The sequence below is a fragment of the Hymenobacter cheonanensis genome (assembly GCF_030581075.1).
Classification (GTDB): Bacteria; Bacteroidota; Bacteroidia; order Cytophagales; family Hymenobacteraceae; genus Hymenobacter.
In genome coordinates this window covers 23870-42400 of record NZ_JAUQSW010000017.1, presented here as the reverse complement: position 1 = coordinate 42400, position 18531 = coordinate 23870, and the positions used below count along the sequence as shown (strand labels likewise).

Here is an 18531-nt window from a genome sequence, read left to right as displayed (position 1 = left end):
TCATCCTGAGCCAGGATCAAACTCTCCATTGTAAAATATTCCTGCACCCATGCGAACATGGGCTGATGTCGAGTGCTAATCCGACTCGTATTGACGAGTTCAATTTTTAATGTTACGTTTCTGCTTACTTACGTAAGCATACTTACCATTTGTCTTTTCCAGTCATTCAAAGAACGTTTGTTGCTTCCATTTGAGGCAACATGGTGGGCTGCGTGGGCGGCCCGGTTTTGCTGTTTGCAGCGCCCTGTTTTAATTGGGAGTGCAAAGGTACGAGAAACTTTTTACTTTGCAAGTTATGGGCGAAAAAAATTTTAATATTTTCGCTTCGCCTTGTTTGTGGTGGCTTCCAGTTGAAGCGCGGTGCAAAGGTAAGAAGTTTTTTTGACTTTCAAAATTAAAAGTAGAAATTTTTAAGGTTTCTCGTTTCGTTTGATTGTCTTGCCGGCTTCGATTAAGCTGGTATTTGGTATGCAACTGCTTGTGAATTACGCTGCTGTTGCTGGTGTTTCACATGCCCCATTTTATTTGGGAGTGCAAAGGTAGTGCTTTTTTCTGACTTTCCAAATTTGAGGCGAAAAAATTTGATTTTTCAGCCTCTTCTTCAGCTATTACGATGAGCCGCTGCTGGAACGGGGTGCAAAGGTACGCTAAGAATGTCGGAATTTCCAAAAGAGTTTTTTTGAATTTGTGGCTCATTGCTCGTTTGGGAGTGCCCGCGTCCGTTCGATTTGGGAGTGCAAAAGTACGGCTGGAAGGGCCACGTTGGTAACAGCGGGCTGGCTTTTTTCGTAATACGCCGCTTTGCTGGAAAGCCGGGGGCAGGTGCTGCCGTTAGCAATCAGCCGGTTAGCCAACCAAGCGGGATTGAAAAAAATTCATACCTAGGGGTATTTTTCGAAGAAAAGGGTGAGGTCGGGGCAGTATTGGCGGGGGCGGCGGGCTTCGTATTGGTAGAAAAGCTGGCCTAGCTGGGCCAGGAAGGGCTCGCCGGTGGTGTCGTATTCATAGGCGGCGTCGTTGATAATGCCATCTTGGTTGACGTAGAGGACGGCACTGAGCAGGAATTCGGACTGGTGGAGGGAGTCGGCGAAGTAGGCGACGTCGGCCAGGTAGCCGTGCGACATGCCCACGATGTTGAAAATGCGGAGGCCGGGCTGGAGTTGCGCCTCGGGGCGGCGACCGTAGTAGAGGTACTTTTTATAGGCGTCGAAGTACCTGGGGGCGGTATAGGGGGTGAAGTGACTAGCGTGAGGCGTGAGGTGGAGGTATTGGCGGAGGAAGGCGTGGTCGGCGGGCGTGAGGTGGGGGCGCTGGGCGGCGGGGACAGACTCGGGAAAGAGAGCGGTTTGAAGCAGGGCGGTGATGTCGAGCAGGGGGAGGTTATTGGCAGTGGTGAACTCGTAGGGGCGATGAATGACGAGGCGACCGACTTGGTAGGCGCGGCCGGCAAAAACGGGCCCTAGTGGCGGCGCGGGCGTGCGCGGGTTGGTTTGGGCGGGCTGCTTATAGATGGTATCGCCCGCTAGGGTGTGGAAGGCGATGGGGTTAGTATGGCGGTTGGCGGCGGTGTCGCAGGGGGCGAAGCGGCGGACGATGCGGCTGCCGGGATAGCCAAGCTGCTGAAGGCGGTCGTTGAGGGGTTTTTGACCCAGAAACTCGTAGAGGCGATTGTAGGCGAGGTTATCGCTGACTAGCAGCATCCGCTTGATGTAGTTGCCCACCGTAGCCAGCTGGTCAGAATCGGCCGGGGCGGCAAAGGGCACAGGCGTTTGGCAGCGCCAGGCGGTGCCGGTAGACATGATGGTACTCCTATTAATAGGAGTGGGCAGCGTATGGAGCTTTTCGAGGGCTAGCAGGGCTACGGGCAGCTTGACGAGGCTGGCGGGGTTGAAATATTGGCGGGGGCTGAGATGGTAGGTGTGCTGGGTGAAGTGCGGCACATTTTGGGCGTCGCGGTTTATTTGGGTGTAAATGAGTTGGAGCTGATAGGTGGCGGGATGATTGAGGACGCGGGCCAGGGCGGGGCTGGTGTGCAGAAGGCTATCGAGGAAAGGAGAATCGGGGTACTGGGTAGTTTGAGCCTGGGCGCGGGTGCTAAGCAAGAGTGCTAGCAGGAGCAGAATAGACTTCATGAATGCGGGCGTTTTCATACTGTATATAATAAGGAAGGCCGTGATAGTTTGTATCACGGCCTTGTGGCGCGGCGGCGCTTGGTTTTATTCGATAGGCTGCTCCCCTATCCTGCAGGCTGCTCCCCTATCCTGCCCTGCTTGCCTTTTACTTAATAGGAATGCGGCGTTTGGCCAGCAGCAGGTTGCTGTCGGTTTGGCGCCAGTTGTAGCCGGTGCCGAAGGGCAGCGGGCGGGCCGGGTGCAAGCTGTCGTGGTAGGCAGCGGTCAGCTCGGGCTGATACTGCTTGGCAAACAGGTTGATAGGGCGCCGGTACGTACCGTAGTAAGTGAACTGCCAGGCGCTTTTCGGGAAGTATTTCATGCCGATTCCCGAATCGTCTTGCAAAATGTACTGGCTCTGGGCTAGCACTAGGTTGCGAATTTTGGAGAAGTACGACTTGTGCATGAGGTAGGTGGCCGACTTTACATAGGTAGTAAGCGGGCCGAGGCTGCGCACGTAGCGCAGCGGCGCATCTTTGGTGCCGAGCTTCCAGTCGCTGAGGTCGGCCGAGAAGTAGTAGATAGTTTTCTCGGAGCCGTCGGCGGCTTGCAGCTTCAGCTCGGCCCCCGGGATGGTTTTGGCGGCGGCTAGGGCAGCGCGGGCGGCCTGGGTAGTATCGGTAACGGCCTGGAGCTGGCCTTTGGCATCGAGCTGCACCGGGCGCACGGCCTGCAAGTGGTTGCCGGTGCGGGCAGCAAACAGCATAATGAGCGGCACGGCGCCGTCGAGGTTCACCGATTTGAGGTCGATGGCCATGTCGTTGGTGCGGAAGAAGCTGAAATTCAGCACCGACCAGAGCGACTTTTTTACCGCCCCCAGCAGCACAGGATTGGCCAGGTTATCGGGCGTAGGAATGCTTCCCACGGGCTCCAGCCCTATCATCACGTAGGTTTTGCTGGCCGGGAAGAGCGTGAACGCATTCAGGAAATCGGGGCCGCTGAAGGGATAAAACAGCGTGGGCGTGGCCTGGCGCACCGAATCAAGCTCGGTGGCGGCCCACTGCCCCATGGGGGCGGTGTGGGTGGTGCGGTATTTGGCCCAGCTCTTGTCCTGGTCTTTGGCGAAGGCTTGCCAGGCGGGCTGGGCAGCCAGGTCGGCTAGCGGAGTGCCGGGCTGGGGAGGCAGGCCAGCGAGATAGTTGGCCACGTTTTGCACGCTGGCCGTGTCGGGAGCGAGGTGCACGGGGGCGGCCGGGCGCACGGCCGGCGCGACTGCAGTCACCGGGGTATCAGGGCGCACGCCGGCTACTTTATTGGCCGTGTCGGCCATAGTTTCGGTCTTGGTGGTGGATTGCTGCTCGGAAGTAGAATTGGAGCAGGCAGCCACCAGCGTAAGGGCTGGCAGCAGGGCTAGCAGAGAAAGGCGCATTGACTTAGAAAAGAGACGGGCCAGCGGCCGACAGTGCCAACCGACCCGCAGCCGCAGGGAAAAACAAGAATAGAGCGTGGAGAAAGGACTAGCGCAAGGGCAGCTTAGGTGGGGCGGCCGGGCCAAATTTTTGCGTTGCAAAATAAACCAGCAGGCCCGCCGCCACTGTATAAAGGCCGTAGAGCGACTCGCTCGGCTTGTCGCGAATGATAAAGACCAGCGTCCAGCCACTAAGGGCCAGAAAAAGCAGCGGCGTGAGCGGATAGCCCCAGGCCCGGTACGGGCGCGGCAGCTCGGGCTGCCGCCAGCGCAGCACAAACACGCCCAGCACGGTGAGAAACGTGAACAGATTGAGTACGAAGCCGGCGTACACCAGCACGGCTTTGAAATCAGGCTTTAGAATAAACACCAGCGTGAGCGCCACTTGCAGCAGCAGCGCGCGCACCGGCACGCCAGCCGGGCTGCGGCCGGCCAGCCAGCGCAGGGCGGGCAAGTCTTCGCCCATAGCCTGCACAATGCGGGGGCCAGCAAAAACCATGGCGCTGATGGTAGAGACGAGCAGCGCCGCAATAACGCCCCCCGTAAACCGCCCTGCTACCGGGCCAAACAGCCAGCTGGCCGCCAGGTAGCCCACCTCTACCTGGCCCTTGAGCACGCCCAGCGGCGTGGCGCGCAGAAACACGTAGTTCAGTCCTACATATAAGAGAAGTACGATGGCCGTGCCCGTGAGCAGGATGCGCGAGAGGTTGCGGCGTGGGTTTTCAATCTCGCCGGTGAGGTAGGCGGCGGCGTTCCAGCCCGAGTAGGCGTAGCTGACATACACCAGCGACACCGCAAACGTGGGGCTGAGCAGCGCCCGCCAGCCCGCCGCATCGGGCCCGAAGTGAATGGGCTGGCTCTCGCCCAGTACCAGGCCCGCCCCGATAAAAGCCACCAGCACGCCCACTTTCAGGGCCGTAATAATGACTTGCAGCCGGCTGCCGGCGCGGGTGCTGCGCCCGTGCACGAGCGCCAGCGCCAGCACCACCGTCACGGCTAGCCCCGTACCCCAGGTGTAGGAAGTGCTCGCGCCGAGGGGCGCGGCCAGCGCCGGCCACACGCTTTGGGCATACTGGGCCAGGGCCAGCGCGGCTAAGGCCGTGGGCGCGGCAAAGCCCACGGTGGCCGACACCCAGCCCGACAAAAAGCCCAGCGCGGGGTGGTAAATCTGGCTCAGGTAGTGGTACTCGCCGCCCGAGCGGGGCATGGCGGCCGCCAGCTCGCCGTAGCACACGGCCCCGCACAGGGCAATGAGCCCGCCCACGGCCCAGAGCATGAGCAGCGCAAAGCCGCTCTGGATACCCATAATCTGAAAGCCGAGGCTAGTGAAGACTCCGGTGCCGACCATGTTGGCAATAACAATGGCGGCGCCGGTGCGAAAATTTATTCGGTGGGGTTGAGCTTGCACGCCGGCAAAGGTCGGGCGCATCGGCTACTCGCGGGGTATTGGCCAGCAAAAAGCCCTGCCAGCCAGGTATGCTACTGGTTGGCAGGGCTTTGCCGAAAGCCAGGGCTGCTTATGCCTCCGCGGGGGCGGCGGCTTTGGGCTTTTTATAGAGCGGCACGGTGCTGCACGGCTCGCCGTACATGATGCTGGCGGCTACCGGCAGCAGGCGCTGCATAATGGCTACGTAAGCAAAAGTGGGCACCGGCTTATCGCCGCAGCCTTTGATTACCAGCTTGGCGTCGCGGTATTCTTCAGAATCGATGTCCGCGATGGCTTCTTCGAAGAGCGACTGTTCGAGCGCTTCCAGGTTGCCAAAAACGTAGCGGTGGGCGTGCCCCTGCAGCTTGCTGGCGAGCAGCATGTAGGCCCAGGTGGGCACAATGGCATCGGCCGAGCAGATAATGGCCACGTTCTGGCCGTCGTACTGCGCCCAGTCGTGGGTTTTCACAAACTCGCGGAAGTCCTTCTCGCGCAGCATGAGGCCGTGGAAGAGGTTGTCTTTGATGTCGTACACCACCCGGTCACCGGGGTGAATGTAGTCTTCCAGGTTGAGGGTAACCAGGCCGCTAGCGGCCACGCGGTTGACGAAAAGCGGTTCCATAAGGCTCGGTATTACTGGCCTTTCGGCGTGGTAGTGTATACTTCTTTTAAGTAAAATGGCTCGTAGTAAGCCACATCCTGAAACTCCTGGCGCTGGTAGGCGGCGTAGGCCAGCTCGCCCACGGCCACGGCCGAAGGCTGCACACCGGCCAGGAAAACAACATTTGCCTCCTCCCCTAGCATAGCCTCAAACTTAGCCGCACCCGAACCAAAGCATAACAACGGCGCCTGGGCTAAATGTTCGGCCAGCGCGTCAGGGTCCAGAATGAGGTTGGTGGGCGCCAGCACCGGCGTGCCATCGGCGCGGTAGAGCGCCGTGTACACTTCCTGGCGCCGGGCATCGAGCATGGGGCAATACACATACTGCACGGCGCGCGGGGTGCGCGCGGCCACTTGGTGGGCTAGCGCGGGCAGCGTGCCCACCGCCAGCAGCGGCACATCGAGGGCAAAGCACAGCCCTTTGGCGGCGGCGGCCCCAATGCGCAGGCCGGTGTAGGAGCCCGGGCCGTCGCTCACGGCCACCGCCCCGAGGTCGGCGAAGGCATGGCCAGTATTGCTGATAAGCTGCTCGATGAGCACGGTGAGGTGGGTAGAATGCGACTTTTCGAGGCGCAGTTCGGCCTGGCCGAGCAGGCGGCCATCGGCGAGGTGGTGCAGGGCCACGGCGCAGATGGGCGACGAGGTTTCGAGCGAAAGCAGGAGCATGGACATAAGCAGCCGGCAAGTTCCGGCCCATTGGCAGGTATTTGCAAACCAACTTGCCGCGCGTTTGTCCGTTTTAGCGAGTCTAACCCCACCCTTTATGCGCCCGGCCGCTTCTGTCAGCATCACAATTATTGGCGGGGGCTTTGCCGGCACGGCGCTGGCGCTGCACCTCACGCGGCAGCCGGGCCCGCTGCCGCTGGAAGTGGCCCTGGTGGAGCCCCGCCCGGCGCCCGGCCCCGGCCTGGCCTACTCGGTGCCCTGGCCCGAATTGCTGCTCAACGTGCGCCCCCGCAGCCTGAGCGTGTGGGCCGACCAGCCCGCGCATTTTGCCGAGTGGCTGGCCCGGCAGCCCGAGGCCGCCGGCGGCCTGCCCGAGTTTGCCCCCCGCGCCACCTACGGCCGCTACCTGGCCCAGGAACTGGCCACGGCCCTAGCCGCGCCCGCCGCCAATGGCGTGCGCCTGCGCCACTACGCCACCACGGCCGTAGCCGCCCCTCTCCTGCCCGACGGCCGCCGCAGCGTGCAGCTTGCCGATGGCCGCACCCTGCCCAGCCACGCCACCGTGCTGGCTTTGGGCAATTTTCCGCCCGCCCCGCCCACTGCCCCCGGCACCGACCAGCGCTACCTGCTGCACCCCGGCTACCACGCCGACCCCTGGGCGCCCGGCACGCTAGCGCGCATTGGGGCCGACGAAGAGGTGCTGCTCATTGGCGCTGGCCTCACCACCGTGGATATGCTGCTGGCCCTGCGCGCCCAGGGCCACCGCGCGCCGGTGCAGGTGGTGGCCCGCCGGGGCGGCTGGCCCACGGTGCACGGCCCCGCCAGCCTCCCCGCCTACCCCAACTTTTACCCTGAGCTAGCGGCCGAAACCACCGTGGCCGGCGTGCTGGGCCACCTGCGCCAACACTTGGTCCTAGCCGCCGCACAGGGCCTCGACTGGCGCCCCGTGCTCGATGCCCTGCGGCCCGACCTGGGCCGCATCTGGGCCGCCTGGCCACTGGCCGAGCAGCGGCGGTTTTTGCGGCACCTGGCGGGGCGCTGGTCGCGGGCCCGGCACCGCATGGCGCCCAGCGCCGCTGCCTTGCTGGCCGAAATGCAGGCTAGCGGCCAACTGCGCACGCAGCCCGGGCGCGTGGTAGAAATTGAGCCCGCTGCTAGCGGCCTGCGCGTGGGCGTGGCCCAGCCCGGGCAGGCCACTAAATGGCTGGCCGCGCCGCACGTAGTGTGCTGCACCGGCCCGCTACTCGACTACAGCCGCCTGGCAGTGCCGCTGGTGCAGCAGCTCCGCGCCAGCGGCTGCCTCACCCCCGATGCCCTGCGCCTGGGCATCACTACCGATGCCAGCGGGGCACTGCTAGGGGCCGACGGCCGGCCCAGCGCGGGGGGCTTGTTCACGCTGGGCGCCAGCCGCCGGCCGGCCTACTTCGAGTCGACAGCCGTGCCGGAGCTGCGCCAGCAGGCCGCTGCCCTGGCCGTAGTGCTGGCCCAGCGCTATCGGCGCAATTTCTAACCAAGAAAGCGCCCCGCCAGCCAAAGCCAGGGGGCGCTTTTCACTTGGTTTTTTGCTTTCAAACGCCGCTAGGCGGCCAGTGGCAGGCCCGCCGGGTACATGGGCAGCACGGGCGTTTCGGGGGTCTGGGTCGTGGGCGCCGTGGGCTGGGCAGCGGCCAGCTCATCGGCGTGGCGGCGCAGGGCGCGCATGAGCAGGTACTTATATTTTTCGGCGTCGGCCAGGGCCTGCGTGAGGGCTTGCACAGCGTCGGCGTAAGCTACCACGGGCTGCAATTCGCGGCGGGGCCGGCGGGCCTCAAAAACGTGGCGGGCCAGGTAATCAGCAGGGTTTTTCATGGGTACGATAAAGCTAATTGGGGTCTGCTTGATTAACACCCAGCCTGCGGGATAAATTCACCGACTAATTATTTTAAAAACACTGATAATCAGCAGCTTTTATTACACTTAACATACTCTTTGCGGCGGCTCCGGGGCGGGGGTTTTTTGGCAAGGTTTTGGTACTATCCTAGCCGCCGGCAATCGCGCCGGCCACCGCACAGGCCCTTACTAAAACCAGCATCCGGAAATTAAACCTGCGCGTAGTAGTGTTATCAAAGTAGCGTTGTTTTTCACAACTTAATCCGAGGTTTCGACCTCGTTCTGTCATGCGTCGCAATCTGTTTTTTTCCTTGCTTCTGATTCTGGGCTTAGGCCTGGGCCTCAGTAGCTGCGCCCCGGGCGTGTATGCCGGGGCTAGCATTGGCGCTCCTTATCCTTACTATGGCCCTTCGTACTACGGCCCGCGCTACTACGCGCCGCGCCCGGTGATTATCGCGCCGGCCCGCCCCTACGGCGGCGGCTGGCACGGTGGCGGGGGCTGGCACGGCCGGGGCGGCTATGGCGGCGGCGGCTGGCACGGCCGGGGCCGCTAGGCTACCCTAGTGTAGCCGGCATACTTTATCCGCAGCTTTTACGTTTTCACTTCCTACCCTTTTCCACGTGCTTCGGCACGGCCTACCATGCGTCTTCGTCCTTTGTTTTTTGCGTTGGTGTTTGCGCTGCTTGGCGCGGGCACGGCTTCGGCCCAGGTTGTTATCAGTGCCCAGGTGGGCCGGCCTTACTATGGGCGCGGCTATTATCCGCCCGTGGCGCCGGTAGTAGTGGCCCCGCCGCCCCCCGTGTACTATGCGCCGGCGCCGGTTTATTATGCTCCCCGGCCGGTGTACTATGCACCGCGCCCTGTTTATTACGCTCCGCGCCCCTACTACGGCCGGGGCGGCTACGGGCGGGGCTATGGACGCCGCTGGTAGAGCCTTGGACCAGCTAGCCTGGTTTTGAGTATTGCCGAAAGCCCCGGCGCCAACCTGGCGACCGGGGCTTTCTTGTAGTGGTAATCGTAAGTAAAATGCCTGCGTGAGCACCGCCAGCTTAGCGCTGCCAGCTCTGGGCAGTGCCAGCCCATAGCTTCTAAGCGAAAGCAGGGAAACCGTAGCTTTACAACGTTTCGGAGCTGTGTACGCGCACGCCGCCGCCATCGTCTTCGGCGGCGCGCAGCATGGCCCGGGCCACGGTACTGGCGGCTACGGGGCGGTACTTACGCCAGCTGCCCCGTAGCAGCGGGCGCGCCAAGGCTAGCATCAGTGCGCCAACACGCTCGCCCAGGCGCGGGGACGGGCGCTCGCCCAGCAGCAGCGAGGGCCGAAAAACGTGAATGGCCCGGAAGGGCGTTTGGCGCACGGCTTCCTCCATTTCACCCTTCACGCGGCTATAGTAAAAGCGCGAGTCGAGGTCGGCCCCCAGCGCAGACACCACTAGGAATTGCGCCGCAAAATTGGCCGCCGTGAGGGCCGCTAGCCGCACTACGTACAGAAAATCAACTTTGTAGAAGGCCTCCTGCGAGCCGGCCTGCCGAATGGTGGTGCCTAGGCAGCAGTACACATCGTCGGCAATGAGGCGCAGCCGCTCATGCTCCAGGTGGTCGAGGTCCGTAACTACCTGCACTAGTTTGGGGTGCTGCGCAGCTACTGGGTGGCGGCCCACTACTATCACTTTGGCGTAGCGGTCAGAGGCTAACAGTAAGGGTAATAAAGCGCTACCAACAAGCCCGGTAGCGCCAGCGAGTAAAGCAGTTTTTTTCATACCAGAAGTTAACGGGCCGGCGACCAGCCGCCCAGCCCCGCCTGCGCTTACGCAAGGGCCGGGCGCGCGTTTAAACCAGCTTATTTTCCCAGCTCTTCGGCGCGGGCGCGGGCGGCCTCGGCGCCGGCCATCAGGCCCTCGCGCACGGCCCCGCCCCCGAAGGCCTGCATGGCGGCCTCGGTAGTGCCGCCCTTGGAGGCCACGCGGGCTATCCAGTCTTGGCAGCTGAGGCCAGCCTGACTGTACAGCTCCACGGCACCCCGAAACGTCTGGCTCACCAGCAGCTCGGCCTCGGCGGGGGCGAAGCCCATTTGGGCGGCGGCGGCCATCAGGGCCTCCATGCAGTAGTACACGTAGGCCGGGCCGCTGCCCGAGATGGCCGTGCTGGCGTCGATGGCGCTTTCCTGCTCTACATACACGGTTTTGCCGGTGGTTGAGAGCAGGTTTTGCACCTGCACCAGCTCGGCGCGGGTCACTTCGTCGGTGCTCGTGAAGGCCGTCATGCCCATGCCAATCTGGGCCGGCAGGTTGGGCATGGCCCGAATAATTTTGGGCGTACCCAGCGCCTCGCGCAGGGTGGCAATGCGCACGCCGGCCATGATGCTGAGCACGACTTGCTGCGGCTGCACCAGCCCGTGCAGCCGCTCAAACAGCACGCCCGAGTCCTGCGGCTTCACGGCCAGAATGATGATGTCGGCGCCCGGCACGCAGTCTTCGGGGCTAGCCCACACAGTGCCGATTTCGTGGGCGGCCAGTGCCGGCACCCGCTCGGCCGAGCGCGCCAGCAGGCGCAGGTCGAGGCGCGAGGTCACGTGGGCACGCACAAAGCTGCGGGCGTAGGTAAGCCCCATATTGCCGCCGCCAATAATGAGAATTTTCATGTGAGATGCCGAGCCACTAGGGCCCTACTATTAAGTAAGTGCCGATACGCAGGAACTTACCTACTGATTATAAGCAACTTATTTTTATGCAACTTCGATGCAAAAACTATTCAAGACAAAATGCAACAACGTTACGAATCTTGAATTTTATACTTTCCAAACCCAGTTTCGGCGGCGCAGCCAGCTTAGCACAACCAGCCAGATGAGCAAACATACCACCGCGCCGGCCAGTGAGGCATTGCGCGGGTCGCTAAAGAAAGGGGCAATTCCCCGTTCATAGAGCCATTCCTTGCCGCCCACCGGCTGCCCGGCCGGCCCTGGCAGCCGTAGCAGCCCTAGCGTGCGCGAGAGAATAGCCGAGCCAAAAAACACCGCAATGGCGTTGACCCCGAAGGCCAGCACCGGCCCTAGCCCCCGCCGGTGGCCGCGCACATCGCAGAGCCAGTACAGCAGCGCCAGCAGGCCCAGCGCCAGCCCGCCCGCATACAGCACGTAGGAGCTAGTCCACAGCGCCTTGTTGATGGGAAACCAGTGGTTCCAAACCAGGCCCAGCGCCACGGCTAGCCCGCCCGCCAGCGCCAGACCGGCGCTTTTACCCAGGCGCGCCGGGCCGGGCCAGCGCAGCCATTGGCCGGCCAGCAGGCCTAGCAGGCCGGTGCCCAGCGCGGGCAGCGTGCCGAGCAGGCCTTCGGGGTCCCAGGTGCGGGAGGTTTTCCAGAGGTGGGGCTCGGTGAGCACGGTGCGGTCGAGCCAGGCGCCGAGGTTGGTGGTAGGCGCCAGGTTGGCCGGGCCAAAGCCGGGCACCGGCACGAGCTGCATCAGCACAGCGTAGCCCGCCAGCAACACCAGCAGCAGCAGTAGCTGCGTGCGCCAGCTGCTTACCAGGTAGATAAGGCTGCACCCAAAGTACACCAGCGCAATACGCTGCAGCACACCCATGATGCGCACCGTGCTGAAATCGAAGTGGGGATAAAGCGAGGTGAGCACCCCTAGCCCAAACAGAATGGCGGCCCGCCGCGCCACCCGCCCCAGCACCGGGGCTAGCGGCGCGTGGTCGCGCCGGGCGCCGGCCAGGGCGTAGGCCAGGCTCACGCCCACGATGAAGAGGAAGAATGGGAACACCAGGTCGGTGGGCGTGCAGCCGTTCCACTCGGCGTGCTCCAGGGGCGGATAGATGTGGCCCCAGTCGCCGGGGTTGTTCACTATCGTCATCAGCATGACGGTGAGGCCCCGAAATACATCGAGCGAAACCAGGCGGGTGGGCGGGGAGGATAAAGAGTTTGCCATATACTATAAAAGCAACGTCATGCTGAGCTTGCCGCAGCGTTTTGTCTGCCGCAGGCGTAATGACCCTAGCGGCACGGGCAAGATGCTTCGGCAAGCTCAGCACGACGGGCGTTTTATCCTATTTCCCGGCCAGCTTACCTCAGCCCAAAAAGCCTGGCGAAAAAGCCGCGCCGCCGGGGCTTTTCCTTGACTTTAACCTTCGTGGCTTCGCTGACGCTCGGCGCCGGGCGGGGCGGCACCTGCGGGCGCGGCGCGGCGGCCACCGGCGGCTGCGGGCGGGGCGCCGGGCGGGCAGCTACCGGCGGGGCCTGGGCGGGCGGCGCGGCGGCCAGGGTTTCAACGGGCAGCTTGCCTTCGGTGAAGATGCGCACGGGCAGGCTCTCGTTGTGCAGGCGGTCGACGGCCGTGAGGTAGTAGGCGTAGGCCACGCCGGGCGTGGCGGCCGTGTCGGCATAGGCGGCGGGCTGGGCTAGCCCCCCGGGCCGGACGATGGTGAGGATGCGGCGCGGGTCGTTGGGGCCCATCACCTGGCCGCGCTCGAAGCGGTAGAGCACGTAGTAGGCGGCCAGGTCGCCGTCGGCGGCGGGCACCAGGTCGGGCTGCCAGGTGAGGGTGGCGGTGTGGCCCCGGCGGGTGAGGGCCAGGGTGCGCACCGGGCGCGGGGCCAGGCTATCGAGCCAGGGCATCACGGGCACCAGGGCCGGGGCACGGTAGAGGTCCTGGCGCAGCGAGTCGGTGGTGTGCAGCGGGTTGGTAGCCACCGATTTAGCCGAAAAAAACACGCTACCCTGCACATCAGCGGGGTAGTCGCGGTTGAGGCGCAGCTGGCGGGGCAGCTCGTGCGGGTTGCGCCAGGCCGTGTCCGAGCGCGTGCTTTCGAGCATGCGGTAGGTGCCGTGGCCAATGTAGAGGTGGCGGTCGAAGTGGTTGCGCGTCCACCACTCCAGCAGCGTAGCGTAGGGCACGAGCCGGAATTTGGTGCTCCAGTACAGCTGCGGCAGAATGTAATCGACCCAGCCCTCCTTTAGCCAGAGGCGCGAGTCGGCGTAGAGGTTGGAGTAGCTGGGCTGGCCGGCGCGGGTGTCCGAGCCGTTGGGGTCAGCGCTCTTGTTCATCCACACGCCGAAGGGCGAGATGCCAAATTTCACCCAGCGCTTGGCCGACTGAATACTGTCGTGCAGGTCATGAATGAGGCTATTCACGTTCTGGCGGCGCCAGTCGGCCAGGGCCAGGTTATCAGGGTTTTGGTTTTGGAACGCCTGCTCGTCGTGAAATACCTGGCCCGGCTCGGGGTAGGGATAAAAGTAATCATCAAAGTGCACGCCATCAATATCGTAGCGCCGCACCACGTCCATAATTACGCGCTTGATGTGGTTGCGCACATCGGGCAGGCCGGGGTTATAGAGGTACTGGCTGGCGTACTTGATAAACCAGTCGGGGTGGCGCTTGTAGGGGTGCAGCGGGGCTAGCGCGCGCGTCACAGTGTCCATGGTGGCCCGGTAGGGGTTAAACCAGGCGTGAAACTCCATATTGCGCCGGTGGGCCTCCGCGATGAGGAAGGGCAGCGGGTCGTCGCCCTCGCCGGGGGCCTTGCCCTGGCGGCCGGTGAGGTACTTGCTCCAGGGCTCTAAATCAGACTTGTAGAAGGCGTCCGACGCGGGCCTGATTTGCACAAACACGGCATTGAGGCCCGCGCGCTGGCCAGCGTCGAGCAGGCGGCGGTACTCGCGGCGGTAGTGCTCGGGTGCCTCGCCGCGCTGGTTGGGCCAGTCGATATTGGCCACCGTGGCCACCCAAAAGCCGCGCAGCTCGCGCTTGGGGGGGGCGGGGCGCAGGTCTTCCTCGCCGGCAATAGCCCCTAGCGAAGGTGGCACCTGCGCGCGCAACACAAGCGGCAGCAGGCAAAGGAGATAACAGAAAACGCGGCGGGGGCAGGAAAACCAAAGACTCAACACGGGCACAAAGTACGGTCAGGGCCGGGGTTTGCGCGCAGCCGGGCCCGGGGTGCCGGGGCTGCGGCCAGCCCGGGCTCATCAAGTGTTCATTCCGATACGCTAAGCTGGCAGTGGCCTGGCGTTTGGCTAGTATTCAGCAACTTATTAGGATTTAAAATACTAAGAAATCCTACATTTACCCGCCACCCCGGTAGCTGAACGGTGTAGAAAAAACCCGGCAGCCGGGCGGCGGCCCCCTGTTCTCTCACCCTATTCTTACCCGCTATGAAACACCCCGTTGCCACCATTTTGGTGGCTAGCCGGCCCACGCTGCTCCGGCACGGCCTGGTCACGCTGCTGCGCGAGCGGTGGCCCCGGCTGCTGTTTACCGTTACGGCGGCCGCGAGCCAGGTGGCCGAGCAGGTGGCGCGCCGGCCCTTCGACCTGCTGGTGCTGGATGAGGCGCTGCCGGGGCGGGCGCTGCCCGCGCTGCTGGCGCAGCTGCACCGGCGGCGGCCCAGCCAACGCATGGTGCTGCTGCTGAATAATTTGCGCTCGAAGCAATTGGCGGCGGCGCCCTTGCCCTGGCCCAATACCCGGCTGCTGCTGCCGCACCACGTGCCGCTGCCCGAGCTGGTGCAAGCCGTGGCGCCCTGGCTCGACCCGGTGGTGGAGGCCAGCCCCGAGCCGGCGCCGCTGGCTACGGCGGCTGGCAGCACATTCAGCGCGCGCGAGCTGGAGGTGCTGCACCTGGTGGTGGCCGACTGCTGCAACCAGGAGATTGCCAACCGGCTGTGCGTGAGCGTGCGCACCGTGGAAAGCCACCGCCGCACGCTGCTGCACAAGGCCGGCACGCACACCTCGGTGGGGCTGGCGGTGCGGGCCGTGCGCGAAGGCTGGGTGTGCTGAGAATTTCAGTGTTGCTACTGATGCCTGAGGCCAGGGCTATTGGCGTGCTTTGTGGCTCACCTTTACCCCTTTACCACCATGCCAAACTCAGAAGGGATTACCGATGTGCGGAAGCTCGCGCAGGAGTTGCACGACAATAAAGTTATCAACCTGAACACCTCGGTGGGCGACTTGCTGAAGGCCGCCCAGGGCGTCGGGACCATCAACAAAGGCCACGGCGGCGACGTGATGGACTCGGTGGTGGCCTGGTCGGGCTACGTGGTGGTAACCAAGGGCAAGCCGGCCGATATGAGCCAGCTCGAAAGATTGGGCAAGCAGAATATCGGCGGTCAACATTAGCTGGAGCCTGGCCCGCGCCATGACGCAACTGTCGCCCAATTTGCCCACGCCCGATGACGTGGCCGCGCTGCTCGCCACCCGGCTGCGGCAAACGGGGCGACAGTTTTTTGTGGATGCCGGCTGCGGCAGCGGCGAGCTGCTGCTGGCCACGGCCCGCGCCTGCCCCGCCGTGCAGTGCCACGGCCTGGAGCTGTCGCCCACGCTCAGCGCCGGGCTGCGCGCCACCATTGCCACAGCTGGCCTGCCCAACGCCACGGTGCACGAAGCCGACCTGCGCTACGTGCTGGATGTGGTGCCGGCGGCCGATTTCGTTTTTGCCTACGTGGGCGGGGCGCTGCACCAGGCGCTGGCCGTGCACCTGGCCGTGCGCCGCTACCAAGGCACGCTGCTCAGCGCACTGTACCCGTGCTACCCGCTGCCCATCACGCAGGCGCACCCGCACGGCTCGCTGCCGGCCTATGAATACGAGTTTCCGCAGTGCAGCACGCAAATGCGCTGGGATGCGGCTGCTTCGGTGGCGCTGGCCCCGGCGCCCGGCTACGCCCTGCTGAGCCGGGCGGCCACTTTTTTTGCGCCCGGCAAGCTGAGCGTGCACATGCAGGTACCCGAGGCACTGCGCGGCTGCGTAGCGGTGCACCTGGGCCAGCCCGTGGTGGCCGTGGGCCAAACGCTGCTGCTCGATATCATCGTCGATACTACGCAGCTAGCCCGGCCGGTACCGCCCAGCGTGGCCACCATCAGCCTGGCCAGCAATGGGCGGGCGCTAGGGCCGGCGCACACGCTGCTGCTGGGCTACCACCCCAGCGCGGTGGTCGAGTTGGCCCTGCCCCAGCCGGCCGGCGAAGTGCTTGTGCACAGCGTGCAGGCGCAGGATTTCACCACGTTTTATGCCCAGCTGGCGGCCCACGAGGCAAGCGCGCCGGCCGTGCAGCAGCTTCAGCCTTCTTAGCCTATGCCGCCTTCTACCCTACCCCAGCCGCCGCCCGGCGGGCTAGCCCGCCAGCGCCTGCACGAGGCGCTCGACTTTGCCCTGCGGCACAGCGCGCAGCTTACCCAGCTGCAACCCTATTGGCAGGAGCCCTGCGGCAATGGCATTGAGTGGCTTGATAAGGTGGTGACCGAAACGGCGCTGCTCTGCCTCATTGCGCCGCGCGCCGGCGGCCCCGACCCCGCGCTGGTGGCCAAAGCCCAGGCTCTGGCCGCTAGCATCGAGCCGCTGGCCCGCAAGGTGGCGTACCTCCAAAAAATAATGCGCAACCCGCAGTACGTCATCGTGTATGGCATTGCGCACCTGGCCCTCACGGCGGCCGGGCGGCCCGATGCCTACTTCGATTTTGTGGTGCGCCGGGCCGTGCACGCCCGCTTGCACCAGGCCGCCGAGCGCATTCCGTTTCGCGACCTCGATGCCATGTGGCTGCTGCACGGCTACGACGAAGAGGCGTTCGCTATTTCGTTCGAGGCCGTGGCCTACGGCTCTATTCTGAGCGCGCCCACCAGCCCGTTTTACCTCACCCGCACCGATGGCTACGCCATCACGCACACCGTATTTTACCTCACCGACTTCGGCCGCCACCCGCTGCCGGCGGCCATCGACCAGCCCCGCCTGCGGCAATTGCTGGAGGAAACCATTGCCTGGAACCTGCTGGCCGGCGACCTCGACCTGCTGGGCGAACTGCTGCTGTGCGCCTGGCAGCTCGACCAGCAGTGGGGGCCGTACGCGCGGCTAGGGCTCGATTATTTTTTTACGAGCTGGCAGCGGCTGGGCCAGTTGGTGGCCCCCAGCTTCGAGCCCGCGCACTTTGCCACCCTAGCTGGCCCCGAGCGGGCCGCCTACCAATTTTTGCACACCTACCACACTTACTACGTGGGCGCGCTGCTGTGCACGGCGCTGTGCGAAAGCGGTTTCCCCTACGAGTTGCCCATCGCGCCGGGGCCGCCCGCCCTGCCCGGCAGCGCCGGGCACGAGCTGCAACAGCTGGCCGCCGAAATCTTCGCGGCCAACACCTTTCTGCTGCCTGTGGTGCAGGCCGCCGCCGTGCCCCCGGCCGATAAGGCCAGCTGCCTGCTCGATATGCTGCTCATCCAGGCCGTGCGCGAATACGACCTGCGCCTGCTGGCGCGCCTCTACGAGCTGGTGCCGCGCCACGGGCTGCCGCCCACCTCCCTGCTGCGCGGCTCGCTCGCTTACCTGGCGCTGCAGCAGCTGCCGGATGGCCAGTGCGGCGTATTTGCTATTGGGGCCGACACGCCGGCTACCCGCGCCGCCAGCGCCTGGCTAGCCACCTGCGCCGCGCAGATGCAGGCGTACTGCGCCAGCTTCGAGCCAGTGGCAGACTCTTGTATGTCAATTGCTTAGAACCCCCTGCCCTACTGTCCTTCTACCTTGCCTACACAACGAAGCGCCGCCAGCCTATTGTTCAGGCTGGCGGCGCTTCGTTGCTTTTGCGTGAGAGCTGGCTATCCTGGCGGCGCTTACTTCTCGACCCCGCCGTTGGCCTGGGCGGCGTTGGTGGGGTTCTGGTCGGCGCGGTCGGGGCTGGCATCGGTGGCGTTTTCGTCGCCACCTTCGAGGCCGTTGGTTTGCTCGGCGTCGCCATAATCGCCCCGGATGCCAGCGCCATCGCTCTTGGCCAGGTCTTCCTGCGTCACGGTTTCGGGGTTGCCGCTGGCGTTGGGGTCCGGGTCGGCATCAGGGTTGGTGATGGGGCCGGCGGTGCTGGGGGTTTTGCCTTCTTCAATTTCCGACGGGCGGCCGGAATCGGGGGCGGGGTTGGGAGTTACCATACTATTACTGAATAATTTAAAATGAAGAAAAAGAAGCTAGCGGCCGGCGTTTAAAAGGCGAAATACTCCCCACTAAACGCCTTCTGCTAAACTCAGAGGTTTACCTGGCCCATGCTGGAGCCGCTCACGCCCGTGCCGCCGCTGGCGCCGGGGCCGCTGATGCCGCCGTCGTTCTCTTCGTCGGTTTGGGCGTTGCCATCGGCATCGGTTTCGAGTTCCGCGGCTTTTTTATCCTGGGCATTGGCGCTGGGGCGGGCGTTGCCGCCGCTGCCCGAGTTGTCGTCGGCATTGCCGCCGTAGAGGGCCTCGGGGTTGGTGGGTGCTTCCTGGCGGCCGGTGGGCTGGTACTCATCCGACTGGATGGGCTGCGTGGCCTGGTCTTTTTCGGGGCGGGTGGTAGGCATGGGTCGAGTGGAAAAGGATGTAGCTGCTGTAC

General features: G+C 64.0%; 19 protein-coding genes. 7 read left to right on the top strand and 12 right to left on the bottom strand.

Going from position 1 to position 18531, the window contains the following annotated elements; all coding sequences use genetic code 11:
* Positions 1-881 precede the first annotated feature (881 nt).
* The 5 genes from Q5H89_RS22380 to tsaB form a co-directional block, all read right to left on the bottom strand.
* Positions 882-2150, bottom strand: coding sequence for a serine hydrolase (locus Q5H89_RS22380; RefSeq protein WP_305021564.1), 1269 nt, complete (start codon positions 2148-2150; stop codon positions 882-884).
* A 127-nt stretch (positions 2151-2277) separates the two neighbouring features.
* On the bottom strand, positions 2278-3540 hold the full coding sequence (locus Q5H89_RS22375; protein WP_305021563.1) for a hypothetical protein: 1263 nt from the start codon (positions 3538-3540) through the stop codon (positions 2278-2280).
* Between the two features lie 88 nt (positions 3541-3628).
* A complete protein-coding gene (locus Q5H89_RS22370) occupies positions 3629-5008 on the bottom strand; it encodes an APC family permease (protein WP_305021562.1) in 1380 nt (459 codons plus the stop codon).
* 88 nt (positions 5009-5096) lie between these two features.
* Entirely contained in the window at positions 5097-5627 is a 531-nt protein-coding gene (locus tag Q5H89_RS22365; RefSeq protein WP_305021561.1) for a DUF2480 family protein, read from the bottom strand.
* Between the two features lie 11 nt (positions 5628-5638).
* Positions 5639-6337 (bottom strand): tRNA (adenosine(37)-N6)-threonylcarbamoyltransferase complex dimerization subunit type 1 TsaB, encoded by a 699-nt coding sequence (gene tsaB, locus Q5H89_RS22360; protein ID WP_305021560.1) that lies wholly within the window; start codon positions 6335-6337, stop codon positions 5639-5641.
* 91 nt (positions 6338-6428) lie between these two features.
* Here tsaB and Q5H89_RS22355 point away from each other — a divergent pair, with 91 nt between their 5' ends.
* Positions 6429-7841 carry an FAD/NAD(P)-binding protein gene (locus Q5H89_RS22355; protein WP_305021559.1) on the top strand — a complete coding sequence of 471 codons (1413 nt, stop codon included), beginning with the start codon at positions 6429-6431 and terminating at the stop codon, positions 7839-7841.
* Between the two features lie 68 nt (positions 7842-7909).
* On the opposite strand, the gene Q5H89_RS22350 is transcribed toward Q5H89_RS22355, so the two are convergent.
* Entirely contained in the window at positions 7910-8179 is a 270-nt protein-coding gene (locus Q5H89_RS22350) for a hypothetical protein (RefSeq protein WP_305021558.1), read from the bottom strand.
* Positions 8180-8487: 308 nt separating this feature from the next.
* On the opposite strand from Q5H89_RS22350, the gene Q5H89_RS22345 reads away from it, so the two are divergent.
* Together Q5H89_RS22345 and Q5H89_RS22340 are read left to right on the top strand one after the other, a co-directional pair.
* Positions 8488-8754, top strand: coding sequence for a hypothetical protein (locus Q5H89_RS22345; protein ID WP_305021557.1), 267 nt, complete (start codon positions 8488-8490; stop codon positions 8752-8754).
* Between the two features lie 87 nt (positions 8755-8841).
* Positions 8842-9132: a hypothetical protein gene (locus Q5H89_RS22340; RefSeq protein ID WP_305021556.1), complete on the top strand. Its 291-nt coding sequence runs from the start codon at positions 8842-8844 to the stop codon at positions 9130-9132.
* A gap of 184 nt (positions 9133-9316) precedes the next feature.
* Here Q5H89_RS22340 and Q5H89_RS22335 read toward each other — a convergent pair whose 3' ends face one another.
* The 4 genes from Q5H89_RS22335 to Q5H89_RS22320 all read right to left on the bottom strand — a co-directional run bounded on the left by Q5H89_RS22335 (position 9317) and on the right by Q5H89_RS22320 (position 14018).
* The gene (locus tag Q5H89_RS22335; RefSeq protein ID WP_305021555.1) at positions 9317-9961 is read right to left on the bottom strand and encodes an NAD-dependent epimerase/dehydratase family protein; all 645 of its coding nucleotides are present in this window, start codon (positions 9959-9961) and stop codon (positions 9317-9319) included.
* 80 nt (positions 9962-10041) lie between these two features.
* Complete coding sequence (gene proC, locus Q5H89_RS22330) at positions 10042-10842, bottom strand: pyrroline-5-carboxylate reductase (protein ID WP_305021554.1); 801 nt, start codon at positions 10840-10842, stop codon at positions 10042-10044.
* 147 nt (positions 10843-10989) lie between these two features.
* Positions 10990-12129, bottom strand: a complete 1140-nt coding sequence (locus tag Q5H89_RS22325; protein ID WP_305021553.1) for an acyltransferase family protein — start codon at positions 12127-12129, stop codon at positions 10990-10992.
* A 134-nt stretch (positions 12130-12263) separates the two neighbouring features.
* Positions 12264-14018: a glycoside hydrolase family 10 protein gene (locus tag Q5H89_RS22320; protein WP_305021552.1), complete on the bottom strand. Its 1755-nt coding sequence runs from the start codon at positions 14016-14018 to the stop codon at positions 12264-12266.
* A 330-nt stretch (positions 14019-14348) separates the two neighbouring features.
* Between Q5H89_RS22320 and Q5H89_RS22315 the strand changes: the two genes are divergently transcribed.
* From Q5H89_RS22315 to Q5H89_RS22300, 4 genes are all read left to right on the top strand, one after another.
* Positions 14349-14972: a helix-turn-helix transcriptional regulator gene (locus Q5H89_RS22315; RefSeq protein WP_305021551.1), complete on the top strand. Its 624-nt coding sequence runs from the start codon at positions 14349-14351 to the stop codon at positions 14970-14972.
* Positions 14973-15050: 78 nt separating this feature from the next.
* Positions 15051-15311, top strand: a complete 261-nt coding sequence (locus Q5H89_RS22310) for a hypothetical protein (protein ID WP_305021550.1) — start codon at positions 15051-15053, stop codon at positions 15309-15311.
* 19 nt (positions 15312-15330) lie between these two features.
* A complete protein-coding gene (locus Q5H89_RS22305; protein WP_305021549.1) occupies positions 15331-16260 on the top strand; it encodes a class I SAM-dependent methyltransferase in 930 nt (309 codons plus the stop codon).
* 3 nt (positions 16261-16263) lie between these two features.
* Positions 16264-17667 (top strand): DUF6895 family protein, encoded by a 1404-nt coding sequence (locus Q5H89_RS22300; RefSeq protein ID WP_305021548.1) that lies wholly within the window; start codon positions 16264-16266, stop codon positions 17665-17667.
* A gap of 116 nt (positions 17668-17783) precedes the next feature.
* Here the strand turns inward: Q5H89_RS22300 and Q5H89_RS22295 are convergent, their stop codons facing one another.
* The gene (locus Q5H89_RS22295) at positions 17784-18095 is read right to left on the bottom strand and encodes a hypothetical protein (RefSeq protein ID WP_305021547.1); all 312 of its coding nucleotides are present in this window, start codon (positions 18093-18095) and stop codon (positions 17784-17786) included.
* 92 nt (positions 18096-18187) lie between these two features.
* Positions 18188-18499, bottom strand: coding sequence for a hypothetical protein (locus Q5H89_RS22290; RefSeq protein ID WP_305021546.1), 312 nt, complete (start codon positions 18497-18499; stop codon positions 18188-18190).
* Between the last annotated feature and the right edge of the window lie 32 nt (positions 18500-18531).

What these genes read in the sequence shown, in the direction of transcription:
- Q5H89_RS22315 (WP_305021551.1), top strand. Translation starts at nt 14,349, where the DNA reads ATGAAACACCCCGTTGCCACCATTTTGGTGGCTAGCCGGCCCACGCTG.
- Q5H89_RS22340 (WP_305021556.1), top strand. Translation starts at nt 8,842, where the DNA reads ATGCGTCTTCGTCCTTTGTTTTTTGCGTTGGTGTTTGCGCTGCTTGGC.
- proC (WP_305021554.1), bottom strand. Translation starts at nt 10,842, where the DNA reads ATGAAAATTCTCATTATTGGCGGCGGCAATATGGGGCTTACCTACGCC.
- Q5H89_RS22350 (WP_305021558.1), bottom strand. Translation starts at nt 8,179, where the DNA reads ATGAAAAACCCTGCTGATTACCTGGCCCGCCACGTTTTTGAGGCCCGC.
- Q5H89_RS22345 (WP_305021557.1), top strand. Translation starts at nt 8,488, where the DNA reads ATGCGTCGCAATCTGTTTTTTTCCTTGCTTCTGATTCTGGGCTTAGGC.
- Q5H89_RS22325 (WP_305021553.1), bottom strand. Translation starts at nt 12,129, where the DNA reads ATGGCAAACTCTTTATCCTCCCCGCCCACCCGCCTGGTTTCGCTCGAT.
- Q5H89_RS22370 (WP_305021562.1), bottom strand. Translation starts at nt 5,008, where the DNA reads ATGCGCCCGACCTTTGCCGGCGTGCAAGCTCAACCCCACCGAATAAAT.
- Q5H89_RS22380 (WP_305021564.1), bottom strand. Translation starts at nt 2,150, where the DNA reads ATGAAAACGCCCGCATTCATGAAGTCTATTCTGCTCCTGCTAGCACTC.
- tsaB (WP_305021560.1), bottom strand. Translation starts at nt 6,337, where the DNA reads ATGTCCATGCTCCTGCTTTCGCTCGAAACCTCGTCGCCCATCTGCGCC.
- Q5H89_RS22355 (WP_305021559.1), top strand. Translation starts at nt 6,429, where the DNA reads ATGCGCCCGGCCGCTTCTGTCAGCATCACAATTATTGGCGGGGGCTTT.
- Q5H89_RS22305 (WP_305021549.1), top strand. Translation starts at nt 15,331, where the DNA reads ATGACGCAACTGTCGCCCAATTTGCCCACGCCCGATGACGTGGCCGCG.
- Q5H89_RS22375 (WP_305021563.1), bottom strand. Translation starts at nt 3,540, where the DNA reads ATGCGCCTTTCTCTGCTAGCCCTGCTGCCAGCCCTTACGCTGGTGGCT.
- Q5H89_RS22310 (WP_305021550.1), top strand. Translation starts at nt 15,051, where the DNA reads ATGCCAAACTCAGAAGGGATTACCGATGTGCGGAAGCTCGCGCAGGAG.
- Q5H89_RS22295 (WP_305021547.1), bottom strand. Translation starts at nt 18,095, where the DNA reads ATGGTAACTCCCAACCCCGCCCCCGATTCCGGCCGCCCGTCGGAAATT.
- Q5H89_RS22365 (WP_305021561.1), bottom strand. Translation starts at nt 5,627, where the DNA reads ATGGAACCGCTTTTCGTCAACCGCGTGGCCGCTAGCGGCCTGGTTACC.
- Q5H89_RS22290 (WP_305021546.1), bottom strand. Translation starts at nt 18,499, where the DNA reads ATGCCTACCACCCGCCCCGAAAAAGACCAGGCCACGCAGCCCATCCAG.
- Q5H89_RS22335 (WP_305021555.1), bottom strand. Translation starts at nt 9,961, where the DNA reads ATGAAAAAAACTGCTTTACTCGCTGGCGCTACCGGGCTTGTTGGTAGC.
- Q5H89_RS22300 (WP_305021548.1), top strand. Translation starts at nt 16,264, where the DNA reads ATGCCGCCTTCTACCCTACCCCAGCCGCCGCCCGGCGGGCTAGCCCGC.